11 protein-coding genes are annotated in these 12,063 nt (G+C 72.6%); 6 read left to right on the top strand and 5 right to left on the bottom strand.

From position 1 onward, the window contains the following. From B0E54_RS14910 to B0E54_RS14900, 3 genes are all read left to right on the top strand, one after another. A partial coding sequence (locus B0E54_RS14910; RefSeq protein WP_234584125.1) for a DUF4245 domain-containing protein occupies nucleotides 1-616 on the top strand: 616 nt, incomplete at its 5' end. Between the two features lie 118 nt (nucleotides 617-734). After that, complete coding sequence (locus B0E54_RS14905) at nucleotides 735-1,547, top strand: hypothetical protein (RefSeq protein ID WP_234584124.1); 813 nt, start codon at nucleotides 735-737, stop codon at nucleotides 1,545-1,547. Nucleotides 1,548-1,780: 233 nt separating this feature from the next. After that, nucleotides 1,781-2,632: a hypothetical protein gene (locus B0E54_RS14900; protein ID WP_234584123.1), complete on the top strand. Its 852-nt coding sequence runs from the start codon at nucleotides 1,781-1,783 to the stop codon at nucleotides 2,630-2,632. Between the two features lie 43 nt (nucleotides 2,633-2,675). Here the strand turns inward: B0E54_RS14900 and B0E54_RS14895 are convergent, their stop codons facing one another. After that, nucleotides 2,676-2,897 carry an exodeoxyribonuclease VII small subunit gene (locus B0E54_RS14895; RefSeq protein ID WP_234584122.1) on the bottom strand — a complete coding sequence of 74 codons (222 nt, stop codon included), beginning with the start codon at nucleotides 2,895-2,897 and terminating at the stop codon, nucleotides 2,676-2,678. A gap of 30 nt (nucleotides 2,898-2,927) precedes the next feature. After that, the gene (xseA, locus tag B0E54_RS14890; protein WP_234584121.1) at nucleotides 2,928-4,178 is read right to left on the bottom strand and encodes an exodeoxyribonuclease VII large subunit; all 1,251 of its coding nucleotides are present in this window, start codon (nucleotides 4,176-4,178) and stop codon (nucleotides 2,928-2,930) included. A gap of 84 nt (nucleotides 4,179-4,262) precedes the next feature. On the opposite strand from xseA, the gene B0E54_RS14885 reads away from it, so the two are divergent. Together B0E54_RS14885 and B0E54_RS14880 are read left to right on the top strand one after the other, a co-directional pair. Next, nucleotides 4,263-5,309 (top strand): 4-hydroxy-3-methylbut-2-enyl diphosphate reductase, encoded by a 1,047-nt coding sequence (locus B0E54_RS14885; protein WP_234584120.1) that lies wholly within the window; start codon nucleotides 4,263-4,265, stop codon nucleotides 5,307-5,309. Between the two features lie 102 nt (nucleotides 5,310-5,411). Continuing rightward, the gene (locus B0E54_RS14880) at nucleotides 5,412-5,822 is read left to right on the top strand and encodes a hypothetical protein (RefSeq protein WP_234584119.1); all 411 of its coding nucleotides are present in this window, start codon (nucleotides 5,412-5,414) and stop codon (nucleotides 5,820-5,822) included. 14 nt (nucleotides 5,823-5,836) lie between these two features. Here the strand turns inward: B0E54_RS14880 and B0E54_RS14875 are convergent, their stop codons facing one another. Beyond that, complete coding sequence (locus B0E54_RS14875) at nucleotides 5,837-6,985, bottom strand: DNA recombination protein RmuC (protein ID WP_234584118.1); 1,149 nt, start codon at nucleotides 6,983-6,985, stop codon at nucleotides 5,837-5,839. Nucleotides 6,986-7,039: 54 nt separating this feature from the next. On the opposite strand from B0E54_RS14875, the gene B0E54_RS14870 reads away from it, so the two are divergent. Further along, a complete protein-coding gene (locus tag B0E54_RS14870; protein ID WP_234584117.1) occupies nucleotides 7,040-7,906 on the top strand; it encodes a hypothetical protein in 867 nt (288 codons plus the stop codon). A gap of 69 nt (nucleotides 7,907-7,975) precedes the next feature. On the opposite strand, the gene ppc is transcribed toward B0E54_RS14870, so the two are convergent. Together ppc and B0E54_RS14860 are read right to left on the bottom strand one after the other, a co-directional pair. Further along, complete coding sequence (gene ppc, locus B0E54_RS14865; RefSeq protein ID WP_234584116.1) at nucleotides 7,976-10,762, bottom strand: phosphoenolpyruvate carboxylase; 2,787 nt, start codon at nucleotides 10,760-10,762, stop codon at nucleotides 7,976-7,978. Nucleotides 10,763-10,890: 128 nt separating this feature from the next. Further along, a complete protein-coding gene (locus B0E54_RS14860; RefSeq protein WP_234584115.1) occupies nucleotides 10,891-11,904 on the bottom strand; it encodes a hypothetical protein in 1,014 nt (337 codons plus the stop codon). Nucleotides 11,905-12,063: the final 159 nt, after the last annotated feature.

Genomic DNA, 12,063 nt, shown 5'->3' with positions numbered 1-12,063 from the left:
GCCGCGGCCTTCGGCCGCCCGGCCGGGTGCGGCCGCCGGTGGGCCCGGCGACGCCACGGGGACCGGTGAGCGGTCCGCGCCGCCGCCACGGGTGGCCGCGGCGGCGACCAAGGCCGAGCGGTCGCCCAAGGACATGGCGATCTCGCTGCTGGTGCTGCTGATCCCGATCGCGCTGCTGCTGGCGTTCTACCGGGGTTTCCTCGGCGGCGATCAGGCCACCACTGTCGATGCGGCCCCGGCGATCGAGCAGGCGCGGTCGGCGAACACCTTCCCGGTCAGCGAGCCGCAGGGGCTGGGCTCCGGCTGGCGTACGGTCAGCGCCCGCTACCAGACCGTCGAGGGCGGCGCGAACCTGCGGATCGGCTACCTCACGCCGGAGGGGCGGGGTGTCCAGCTGCTGCAGAGCAACGTGCCGGCGGAAAAACTGCTCCCCGCCGAGCTGACCGACCAGAGTCAGCCGCAGGGCCCGACAGAGCTGGCCGGGCGCACCTGGCAGCGCTACACGGCCCGGGGGAACCAGCAGGCGCTGGTGCTGCTGGAACCGGCCCGCACGGTGCTCGTCGTCGGTGACGCCCGGGACAACGAGCTGCGCGAACTCGCCGGCGCGCTGCGCTGACAGTCCGACATCGATACGCCCCCCGCGACGCTGGGGGCGTATCCGTTACGCTCCCTCGGCTCGGTCCGGTCCGCACACTGCGGCCGGGCCATGTCCATCTTCGTGAAGTGAGATCTCAGTGAACATTCGACGGTGGAGCTTCGGCTTCCTCGCCGCCGCCCTGCTCATCCCCGGCCTGGCCGCGTGCAAGTCCGACGCTGCGGAGCCGGCCGCTGCACCCAGCCCGTCCGCGCCGGCGGTGCCGGCCGACCCGAAGGAGGCGCTGCTCGCCTCCACGAAGGAGGCGGCCAAGGGCGACTTCACCTTCACCCTGACGGGCGCCGACCTGACCGGCGGCGGCCTGGTGCACAAGCCCAGCAACAGCGCGCAGCTGACCATGAAGCTGGGTGACGCCTCCCAGGACGTGTCGATGGAGATGGACCTCATCTACATCGACTCGGAGAGCTGGGTGAAGATGGACATCGGCGGTGCCATGGCCGCCATGGTCCCCGAGCTGGCGAAGAACAAGGGCAAGTACCAGCACCTCGACAAGACCAAGGTCAAGGGCATCAAGGACCTCCAGCTCGACCCGGAGACGCTTGACCCGATCGACAGCGAGACGCTGGTCAAGGGCGTGACCGACGTGCAGAAGACCGGCGAGGGCACGTACGCCGGCAAGATCGACATCAGCGCCTCCACCGACTCGGTCGCTCTCGACGAGGACGTCGTCACCGCGCTGGGCGCGCAGGCCAAGGCGCTGCCGTTCACCGCCAAGCTGGACCCGCAGGGCCGCCTCACCGAGCTGGTCATCTCGGTGCCGGCCGCCGGCGAGACCGCCGCGCACGACGTCAAGATCGCGTACTCGGGCTACGGCACCGGCACCGGCGCGAAGAAGCCGTCGGCGGACAAGGTCGTCGAGGCCTCGGCCGAGACGTACGAGATGTTCAAGTAGGTCGGCACGACGGATCGGGGTGGCCCTGGGCCACCCCGATCCTGCATTTCGGGGCAGGTTGGCGCGAGCAACCGGACGATAAGGGTGATTGTTCGACGCGTCGACGGGGAACAAAGAGGGAGTGATCCGGGCGTGCCGCTCGTCCCGGATCGCGCGACGTGGCCGAAGGGCTGCCGCGTCGCCCGGTTTCCGGCGCCGACCAGGTCGTCGGGTGACCCCCTTGGGAGACACGTATGACTGTTCGACGACTCGGTGCCGGCCTGGTAGCCGCCGCCCTGTTCACGCCCGCCCTGGCCGCCTGCGCCGGCGGTACGACCGGCACCGCCGGATCGACCGCGTCCCCCACCGTGAGCGCGTCCGGCGTGCCCAGCGCGTCCGGCGGCACGCCCGTGGCGGGCGACGCCAAGCAGGCGCTGCTGGATTCCACCAAGGAGATCAGCAACGGCAACTTCCGGTTCAGCCTCTCCGGCGCCGGCTCGGTCGCCGAAGGGCTGGTGCACCAGCCGAGTCAGAGTGCCGCGATGAAGATCTCCATCGGCGGCCCCTCCTCCGACCTGGCGATGAAGCTCGACGTGATCCACTTCAAGCCGGACAGCTGGGTGAAGCTGGAGCTGACCGGCCCCACCGCCGACAGCCTGCCCGCCATCAAGCAGCTCAACCTCGGCAAGTACCAGCACCTCGACCAGGCCCGCATCAAGGGCAACAAGAACCTCGGCTTCGACTTCGAGAAGGTCGACCCGGCCGGCAGCGCCGTGCTGACCCAGGGCATCACCGAGGTCCGCAGCACCGGCACCGGCACGTACGCCGGCACCATCGACGTCACCAAGGCCGCCGAGGCCGGGTCGCTGAACGCCGCCACGATCGCCGCGTTGGGCACCCAGGCCAAGACGGTTCCGTTCACCGCGAAGGTGGACACGCAGGGCCGGCTCAGCGAGCTGGTGCTGCAACTCCCGGCCGCCGGGCAGACCGCCGCCCAGGAGATCAAGATGACGTACTCCGACTACGGTTCCGCCACCGCAGCGCAGAAGCCGCCGGCGGACCAGGTCGTCGAGGCCCCGGCCGAGCTCTACAGCCTGTTCAGCTGACCGTCGTACGCGGGTGGGGCGGCTCCGGCCGCCCCACCCGTGATCAGGACGCGGGGTCCTGCCGCGCGGCGTCGATCCGCGCCCGAGCGCCGTCCAGCCAGCGCTGGCAGATCACCGCCAGCGCCTCGCCGCGCTCCCAGAGCGCCAGCGACTCCTCCAGGGACGTGCCGCCGGCCTCCAGCCGCTCGACCACCGAGGCCAGTTCGGCGCGGGCCTGCTCGTAGCTGAGCCGCTCGTCCGGCCCGGCCTTCGTGTCGTCAGTCATCGCGTCCATCTCAGCACACCCCTGTCCGGGTCACCGCGTCGCCACTGCGCCGTCGACCGTCGCGGCGAGCTCACCGTCGGCGAGGCGGACCCGCAGCGGGTCACCCTTGGCGACCTCGGCCGCCGCCCGCACCACGTGACCGTCGGCGCGTTGCACGATCGCGTACCCCCGGTCGAGGGTGGCGGCGGGGGACAGGGCGCGCAGCCGGGCCAGGGTGTGCCGCAGATCGTCGTCGGCGCCGGCGAGCCGGTGGTCCAGGCAGCGGCCGGCGCGCTGGCGCAGGGCGGCCAGCTCGGTCGCGCGCTGCTCCACCATCACCTGCGGCCGGGCCAGCACCGGCCGGGACCGCAGACTGTCGAGGCGGTGGGACTCCCGGTCGACCAGGTTGCGGACCGCCCGCTCGAGTCGGTGCCGGGCCTGACCGATGAGGCGTACCTCCTCGGTGAGGTCGGGGACCACCCGCTTGGCCGCGTCGGTCGGGGTGGAGGCCCGCAGGTCGGCGACGTAGTCGATCAGCGGCGCGTCCGTCTCGTGGCCGATCGCGCTGACCACCGGCGTACGGCAGCCGAACACGGCCCGGCAGAGCGCCTCGTCGGAGAAGGGCAGCAGATCCTCGATGCCGCCACCGCCCCGCGCGATGATGATCACATCGATGCTCGGGTCGGCGTCCAGGACCTTGAGCGCGTCGACGATCTGCGGCACGGCGGACGGGCCCTGCACTGCCACGTTCACCGTCCGGAACTCCACGGCCGGCCAGCGCCGACGGGCGTTCGTCAGCACGTCCCGCTCAGCGGCCGACGCGCGGCCGGTGATCAGCCCGATCCGGCCGGGCAGGAACGGCAGCCGGCGCTTGCGCGCCCGGTCGAACAACCCCTCGGCGGCGAGCAGCTTCTTGAGCTTCTCCAGCCGAGCCAGCAGCTCACCGAGCCCCACCTGCCGGATCTCGTCGGCGCGCAGGCTCAGCGTGCCCCGCGCGGCGTAGAACTCCGGCTTGGCGTGCAGCACCACGCGGGCGCCCTCGCGCAGCTCCGGCGCACCGGCGTCCAGCACGTCACGGTTGGTGGTGACGGTCAGGCTCAGGTCGGCGGACGGGTCACGCAGGGTCAGAAAGACCGTGGTGGCCCCGGGACGGCGGCTGATCTGCGCGACCTGCCCGTCCACCCACACCCAGCCGAGCTTGGCGATCCACGCCCCGACCTTCTGCGAAACGACCCGAACCGGCCAAGGCTCCTCCGCGCTACTGGCCCCGCCGCTCCCCGCTCGCGCCCCACCCTCAGTCACCCGCCCACCCTACGACCCAGCCCATCTGGACCGTCGATCATGAAGTTGTTGCCCTCCGCGCCGGCGTGTCGGGGCAATAACTTCATGATCAGCGCAGGGTGGGGGGTGGGGTCGTCGCCCGGTGCCGGTGGGAGAGCCGGCACGTACGATGGGGGGGTGACTGATCTCCGGACCGGCAAGCGCGTGCTCCTGGCCAAGCCCCGCGGCTACTGCGCGGGTGTGGATCGCGCCGTGCAGACCGTCGAGGAGGCGCTGAAGCTCTACGGCGCCCCGATCTACGTGCGTAAGCAGATCGTGCACAACAAGCACGTCGTGCAGACGCTGGAGGCCCAGGGCGCGATCTTCGTGGAGGAGAACGAGGAGGTGCCCGAGGGCGCCACAGTCATCTTCTCGGCGCACGGCGTGGCGCCCGAGGTCTACGAGCAGGCCCGGGAGCGCTCGTTGAAGGCCATCGACGCGACCTGCCCGCTGGTCACCAAGGTGCACCAGGAGGCGAAGCGCTTCGCCGCCGAGGACTACGACATTCTGCTGATCGGCCACGAGGGGCACGAGGAGGTCATCGGCACCGCCGGTGAGGCTCCCGCGCACATCCAGCTCGTGGACGGCCCGGACGGCGTCGACAAGATCACCGTTCGTGACCCGGAGAAGGTCGTCTGGCTCTCCCAGACCACGCTCTCGGTGGACGAGACGCTGGAGACCGTCGCCCGGCTCAAGACCCGGCTGCCGCTGCTGCAGTCCCCGCCCAGCGACGACATCTGCTACGCCACGTCCAACCGGCAGCACGTCGTCAAGGAGATCGCCCCCGAGTGCGACGTGGTGATCGTCGTCGGCTCGACGAACTCCTCCAACTCGGTCCGGCTGGTCGAGGTTGCCCTGGACGCCGGCGCCCGCGCCGGTCACCTGGTCGACTTCGCCCACGAGATCGACGACGCCTGGCTGGCCGACGCCCGCACGGTCGGGGTGTCCTCCGGGGCCAGCGTCCCGGAGGATCTGGTCAACGATGTGCTGACGCACCTGGCCGCACGCGGGTTCGACGACGTCGAGGAGATCACCACCGCCAACGAGCGGCTGACCTTCTCGCTTCCGCAGGAGCTGAAGCGGGACATGAAGGCCGCCGCGAGCCGCGGCTGAAGACGTTCGGGCGCCGGGGCACGGCGGGCACGCCGTGCCGCCGGTGATCAGGCGGCGAATCACTGTGGGAACGCCACGCGGTCCCGGTGCGTCGAAGGCGGCATGAGGACCCTTCGGCTCGTCGTCCCCGCCCTGGTCGCCCTCGCGGCGCTGAGCGCCTGCGGGGGGACGGACGGCTCCACCACCCCCGGAGCGCCGTCGGCAACTGCTGGGCAACCCACTCCGGCGTCGCCCAGCAGTCCCGCACCGGCGATCACGCCCTCGGGCCCGCTCAAGTCGCCGGGCGGGCCCACCGTCCCGCCGCCGGTCGGCGCCACCGAACTCACCGGCACGATCACCGCCGGGGTGGAGCCGAACTGCCTGCTCCTCGACGGCTATCTGCTGGTGGGCGGCCCGCGGGACGTGCTGGCCGCCGGCACCCGGGTCACGGTCACCGGCCGGGTCGAGACCGGCATGATGACCACCTGCCAGCAGGGCACGCCCTTCGTCGTCGAGAGCGCCAACCGCCGCTAGGAACAGGCGGGCGGTCAGCGGTCGGCGTCGTCCAGCAGCTCCGGCGCCTGGGGCTGGCGGGGAGTCAGCTCGATCTGCGCGGGCGTCGCCAGCTCGTCGTCGGAGACGCCCAGCTCGGCGAGCTTGCGGGCGCTGACCAGCACCCGCGCCTCCAGCGAGCCGACCGCCCTGTTGTACGCGGTCACCGCGCCGGCCAGCGACGAGCCGAGCTTGCCCACGTGGTCACCGAGGGTGGAGAGCCGGCCGTACAGCTCCCGGGCGAGGGTGTGCACCGCCACGGCGTTGCGGGCCAGGGCCTCCTGCCGCCACGAGTAGGCCACCGTGCGGAGCAGGGCGACCAGGGTGGCCGGCGTGGCCAGCACCACGTTGCGGGCGAACGCGTGCTCCAACAGCGTCGGGTCGCGTTGGAGCGCGACGTCGAGGAACGGGTCGGCGGGCACGAACAGGACCACGAACTCGGGTGAGCTGTCGAACGCCGACCAGTACGACTTCGCGGCCAGGGCGTCGACGTGCCCGCGCAGGTGGCGGGCGTGGGCGTCGAGGTAGGTGTCCCGGCCACGCTCGTCGCGGGCCTCCATGGCGGTGAGGTACGCGTCGAACGGCGCCTTCGCGTCCACCACCACCGACCGGCCCCCGTGCAGGCGGACCACCAGATCCGGGCGGACGACCTGGTCGTCGGTGGCGGCCGTGACCTGCTCGGAGAAGTCGCAGTGCTCCAGCATGCCGGCCGCCTCGACGATCCGGCGCAGCTGGTGCTCGCCCCAGCGGCCCCGCACCTGTGGCGCGCGCAGCGCGGCGACCAGCTGCTTGGTCTCGGTGCGCAGCTCACCGGAGACCGCGTTCATCGAGCGGACCTGCTCGCGCAGCTCGGCGTACGCGTCGACCCGGTCGTGCTCCAACTCGGCGACCCGCTGCTCGTAGCGGCGCAGGCTGTCGTGCAGCGGCGCCACGGCACGGGCCACCGCCTCCTGCGACTGCGCGGTGGCCTCGTAGCTCAACGCCCGCATGGACTGCTCCAGCCGCCCCTCGCCCTCCCGGGTCGCCGTCAGGGTGGCATCCAGCCTGGCGATGTCGGCCGCCGACCGGGACCGGGCCGCGAGCCAGCCCACCGCCCCGCCGGCACCGAGGCACACGATCACCACCAGCAGCGTCGAGACGTCCATCACCGGAGCTTGCCAGACGGGTACGACGTGACACCCGGGGGTACGTTCGATGACATGGAACTTGTGCTGTGCCTCGCGATCGTGCTGGTCGGCGCGCTCGGTGCCGCGGCGCTCATCCGTGCCCAGGGCACCGCCCGCCGGCGCACGGAGCTGGGCGACGCCCGCGCCGAGGCGCACCGCTGGTACGAGCGCCTCGGTGGTCAGCTGTTGACCCTTCAGGGCGACGAGCCGGCGGTCCGCCAGGCGCTGGCCGACGCCGGTGAGCGGTACAACGCGGCGGGTTCGCAGTTGGACCAGGCGCGTACGCCGCACCAGTTCGCGCTCGCCCGGGAGACCGCGCTGGAGGGACTGGCGTACATCCGGGCGGCGCGGACCGCGCTGGGGATCGATCCCGGCCCCGAGGTGCCGGCGCTGGCCGCCGCGCGGGGCGTCGGGCAGCTCACCAAGGAGCGCGAGGTCGACGTGCAGGGGCAGACCTTCCGGGCCGGCCCGCAGCCCGGTCGGCAGACGCCGTACTACTACCCCGGTGGCCGCTACCAGGGTCGGCCGGTGCCGGCGGGCTGGTATTCGACGCCGTGGTGGAAGACCGCGTTGGGCGCGGGGGCCGGCGTGCTCGGCGGCATGTTGATCGCTGACGCGCTGTTCTCGCCGGCCTTCGCCGACCCGGGCTACGGGTACGACGAGGGCTACCAGGAGGGCTTCGGTGACGGCGCCGACTACGCCGGTGACCAGGGCGGCGATGCCGGCGACCAGGGCGGCGACTTCGGCGACCAGGGCGGCGACTTCGGTGGCGGCGACCAGGCTGGCAACTTCGGCGGCGGCGACTATGCCGGCGGTGACTTCGGCGGCGGCGGTTTCGGTGGCGGCGACTTCGGTGGCGGCGACTTCGGCGGTGGTGACTTCGGCGGCGGCGACTGGTGAGCACCGCTGGCTGAGCATGCGGAACGGGCCCCGGTCGTGGTGACCGGGGCCCGTTGCCGTGCCGCCTGATCAGCCGGTGTTGCGCATGCCGGCGGCGATGCCGTTCACCGTGGTGAGCAGTGCCCGCTCCAGGGCCGTGCCGTCGCTCGGGGCGCGTCGGCCACCCGGGGCGGTGGCCACCGCACGGCCGGCCGCGCCGGATTCCCGGTACTGGCGCAGCAGCGCCACCTGGAGGTGGTGCAGCGGCTCCAGGTAGGTGTCCCGGACGGCCAGGGTGCGCTGGAGCACCGGCGAGTTCTCCAGCAGGGCGGGGGAGGCGGTGACCGCCAGCACCTCGCGCTTGGTCAGCTCGTACTCCTGCTCGATCTGCTCGAAGATCGGGTGCAGCTTCTTCGGCACGAGGGTCTCGACGTACCGGCGGGCGATGCTGAGGTCGGTCTTGGTCAGCATCATCTCGACGTTCGACAGGAACGTGCGGAAGAAGTGCCAGTTGCGGTGCATCTCGGCGAGCACGTCCGCCAGACCGGCCTCCCGGGCGGCGGCCAGGCCGGAGCCGACGCCGAACCAGCCCGGCACGATCTGCCGGGTCTGCGTCCAGCCGAACACCCACGGGATGGCCCGCAGCCCGGAGAGCCCGGCGCCCGTGTTGGGGCGCTTCGCCGGCCGGGAGCCGATGTTCAGCGCACCGAGCAGCTCGGTGGGGGTGGACGCCCAGAAGTACGCCGGCAGGTCCGGGTCCTCGACGAGCGACCGGTACGACCGGAACGCCGACTCGGAGACCACGTCCATGGTCGCGTCCCAGCGTTCCAGCATCTCGGCCGGCTGCCGGGGCGCGGTGTGCAGGAGCGTCGCCTGGAGCACGGCGGCGAGGGTCAGCTCCAGGTTCTCCCGCGCCAGCGAGGGCAGGGTGTACTTGTCGGAGATCACCTCGCCCTGCTCGGTCACCTTGATCGCGCCGTCCAGCGTGCCGTACGGCTGCGCCAGGATCGCCTCGTGCGTCGGGCCGCCGCCGCGACCGACGGTGCCGCCACGACCGTGGAACAGCCGCAGGCGTACGCCGTGCCGGGCGGCCACGTCACGCAGCGCGCGCTGGGCCCGGTGGATCGACCACTGGCTGGTGGTGATCCCGGCCTCCTTGTTGGAGTCGGAGTAGCCGAGCATGACCTCCTGCACGTCGCCCCGGGCCGCGACGAGCGCCCGGTACGCGGGCAGCGACAGCAGTTCGTCGAGGATCTCCCCGCCGGCGTTCAGCTCGCCCGGGGTCTCCAGCAGCGGCACGAAGCCGATCCGCGCCCGGCCGCTGTGCACGTCGACCAGCCCAGCCTCGCGGGCGAGCACCACTGCGGCGAGCACGTCGTCCACGCCGAGGGTCATCGAGATGATGTACGACTCGATGACCTCCGCGCCGAACCGGTCCTGCGCCTCGCGGATCGTGCTGAACACGTCGAACGTCTTGCGGGCCGACTCGGTCAGCGGGGTGTCCAGGGTGGACAGCGGCCGCCGGCCGGTCAGCTCGTCGGCGAGCAGCTTGGTGCGCTCCAACCGGCTCAACGCCGGGTAGTCGGGCACCTCGCCGACCGCCTCGTAGAGCTGGGTGAGCACCTCGTGGTGCTTCTCGGCGTGCTCCCGCACGTCCATCGTCGCCAGGTGCAGGCCGAACGCCGAGACCGTCCGGATAGTGGAGGCGAGTCGGCCGACGGCGGTGAGCTGCCCGGAGTTGCGGGCCAGTGAGGCGCGCAGCAGGTCCAGGTCGGCGATCAGCTCGGCGGAGCCGCGGTAGTCGCGGCCCGGAACGTGGGCGGTGCCCTGGCGGAGCCGCTGGCGGGTGTTGGCCAGCTTCGCCTTCACGCAGCGGGCCTTGAGCCGGTACGGCTCCTCGGCGTTGACCCGACGGAACCGGGGTGCCACCTCGGGCAGCGCGTCGAGGTCGGCGGCGAGGCTGGCGGAGAGGTCCAGCGACACCCCGCGCAGTCGGCGGGACACCGACACCTCGTTGATCAGGTGGTCCATCGCCTTCTCGGTGGCCGCGATGCCGTGCTCGTGCTGGATGGTCAGCACCTCGCGGGTGACCGCCGGGGTGACGAACGGGTTGCCGTCCCGGTCGCCGCCGATCCAGGTGCCGAAGCTCAGCGGGCGGGCCGTCGGCGACGTCTCCACGCCGAGGGTGCGCAGCGTGTCGGCCAGGTCGTCGAGCACCTGCGGGGCGGCCTCGGCGTACAGGTCGCGCAGGTAGTAGATGGCGTTGCGGGCCTCGTCGGTCGGGTCGGGCCGGTCGAGCCGCAGCTCGTCGGTCTGCCACATCAGGTCCAGCAACTCGGCCAGCCGGCGGTTGGCCGGGCCCTCGTCGCTGGCGCCGTAGAGGATCGCGTTGGCGGTCTCGGTGTCCAGCTCGTCGGCGATGGCGCGCAGCTTGGACAGGATCGAGCGGCGGGCCGCCTCGGTCGGGTGGGCGGTGAAGACCGGGCGGACCGCCAGCCGGCGGGCCGCGGCGGCGATCTCCTCGGCCGGCACCCCCCGCTCGGCGATCATCTTGGCCGCCTGGTCCAGCCAGCCGCCCTGCACGGCGCGACGGCGACGCAGGTCCCGGGCGCGGTGCACCTGCTCGGTGATGTTGGCCAGGTGGAAGTAGGTGGAGAAGGCGCGGGCCAGCTTGGTGCCGGTGGTCACGTCGAGCCCGCCGAGTCGCTCGGCGGCGGCCGGGACGTCGGAGCGGACCTGGGCGCGGATCTCCTCGACGAGGTCGAGCAGCGGGCGGCCCTCCTGGCGGGCCAGGGTCTGGCCGAGGAGGGTGCCGAGTCGGCGGATGTCAGCGCGCAGCGCGGCGTCCGGGCCGTCGTGGTCGTGCTGGTCGGTCACGATGCGCTCCTTACGTGAGTACGAAGGACAGCGCTGTCCGACTCCCTGGATGGTATCCACGTCGGGCCGGCTGGCAGGAGGGGCTCTCCGCATGCCGCGTCGTGACACGGAACACCCCGGAGATCACTTCAGGGTCTTGCGCCGGCGGTCGCCCGACGCCCCCGCACCCGGGTCGCGCCGAGCAGGGCGGCCAGCGCGAGCACCGCCCAGAGCACCAGACCGGTCACCGGCCAGCCGATCGAGCGCCTGTCGAAGTACACGGCTGACTTGATCAGGTCGGTGGCCAGGCCGGGCACGTTCCACAGGTGCATTCCGCGCAGCCAGGTGGGCAGGAACTCGGGAGCGTAGATGCCACCGGAGCCCGGGTTGCCGAGCACCACCAGCAACAGGATGACCAGCCCGGTGCCGAGGACGCCCAGCCAGCCCTGGACCGCCGCGGCGACCATCGCGGCGGCGAACGCGGCCAGCATCCCGGCGCCGGCGACCGCCGGCAGGTCGTGGTGCCAGACGTCCAGCACCGGGCCGACGATCACCGCCCCGACGATGCCGAGCGCCACGCTGTAGACGGCGAGCGCCCCGATGCGCAGTCCCGCGCGGCGCAGGGTGCGCGGGGCGGTGCCGGCGGAGACGCCGAGCACCGTCGAGGCCAGGTATCCGCCGAGGACGTACCCGATGGCCAGGTAGAAGGGGACCAGGCCGCGGGGGTCGGTGGCGGCGACCGGCACCTCGTCGGTCACCCGCAGCGGCAGTCGGGCCTGCTGGGCGGCGCTGGTGAGCACCTGGGTGACCAGGTCGGTGGCGGACGGTGCGCCGGCGCTGGCGGTGGTCAGGACGAGCCCGCCGTCGGGGGCGGAGCTGAGCACCGCGTACACCTCGCGGCCGGTCAGGCCGTCGTCGGCGGCGCCCGGGTCCGCGTACTCGATGGCTTTGATCCTGTCGGTCCGGTCGCGGACGGCGGCCAGGACCGTGCGGGCGGCCTGGTCGCTCGTCGCCACGCCGACCGGCACGTCCCGGGGGTGGGGCTGGTGCAGGGCGCCGACGTACGCGGCGATGAAGGCGGTGGCCAGCGCGAGGGTGCCGAGCAGGAGGCCTGCGGTGCGGGGGAGCCAGTCGCGTACCCGGACCTCCGGCGCCTCGTCCACCAGATCAGCCTAGGGCGACATTCGCCCTGTTCACGGCATTTCGCGGCGAGCGGCGAAGGTGAGCAATTTTCTTCAAGACCGTCCCGGGGGCCGCTCGGGAGGATGGTCTCCGTTGGTCCGGAAGCCACCCCGCAAAGGTGGCCGGATCGGGGGATGCGG

It is taken from the genome of Micromonospora sp. MH99 (genome assembly GCF_021442385.1).
Taxonomy (GTDB): domain Bacteria; phylum Actinomycetota; class Actinomycetes; order Mycobacteriales; family Micromonosporaceae; genus Micromonospora.
The sequence above is the reverse complement of the archived record's forward strand: the minus strand, read 5'-3'. Positions and strand labels throughout refer to the sequence as shown.